Origin of the sequence: Hymenobacter terricola, assembly GCF_017921975.2 — a bacterium.
GTDB classification, from domain to species: Bacteria; Bacteroidota; Bacteroidia; order Cytophagales; family Hymenobacteraceae; genus Hymenobacter; species Hymenobacter terricola.
Map to the genome: position 1 here is coordinate 1 of NZ_JAGEMO020000106.1, position 804 is coordinate 804.

Annotated in this window: 1 rRNA gene; it reads left to right on the forward strand. The window is 56.3% G+C overall.

Annotation, left to right across the window (positions count from 1 at the left end):
• Positions 1-98 precede the first annotated feature (98 nt).
• Positions 99-804: ribosomal RNA gene (locus J4G38_RS25590) — 23S ribosomal RNA — on the forward strand; the annotation flags it as partial.

Consider the following 804-nt stretch of genomic DNA (forward strand, 5'->3'; position numbering starts at 1 on the left):
CACGTTCTTTGACGTAAGGGGTAACAAAAACGAAGCGTAGCGCGCTTGGCCTGGCAACGGGCAGAGCAGCTTTCAGCAATGAGGGCAAGCGATACGAAAGCGAAGTAAGCAAGAGCACACGGGGGATGCCTAGGGTCTCAGAGGCGACGAAGGACGCGATAAGCTGCGATAAGCCGGGGGGAGGGGCACATACCCGGTAATCCCCGGGTTTCCGAATGGGGCAACCCCGCGACTGGAAGAGTCGTGAACTGCTGGGCTTGACCCACAGTGGCAAACGCAGGGAACTGAAACATCTAAGTACCTGCAGGAAAAGAAAATAACAATGATTCCCCAAGTAGTGGCGAGCGAACGGGGAGGAGCCCAAACCGGGTTGGTTACGGCCAATCCGGGGTTGTAGGGTCGCGACATCTGATTAAATCGAGTTAGCTGAACTGTTTGGGAAAGCAGGCCAGAGACGGTGAGAGCCCGGTAAGCGACAATTCTGATTTACGGTAGCGATACCCTGAGTAGGGCGGGGCCGGAGAAACCCCGTCTGAAGCGAGCGGCACCATCCGCTAAGGCTACATACTCCTGAGACACCGATAGTGAACTAGTACCGTGAGGGAAAGGTGAAAAGAACCGGGAATACCGGAGTGAAAAGAACCTGAAACCGTGTGCTTACAAGCAGTCAGAGGCCTTTCGTGGGCTGATGGCGTGCCTTTTGCATAATGAGCCTACGAGTTACTCCTCCCCGGCAAGGTTAAGCGCTTCAAGGCGCGGAGCCGCAGCGAAAGCGAGTCTGAACAGGGCGCGGAGTCGGGGGGG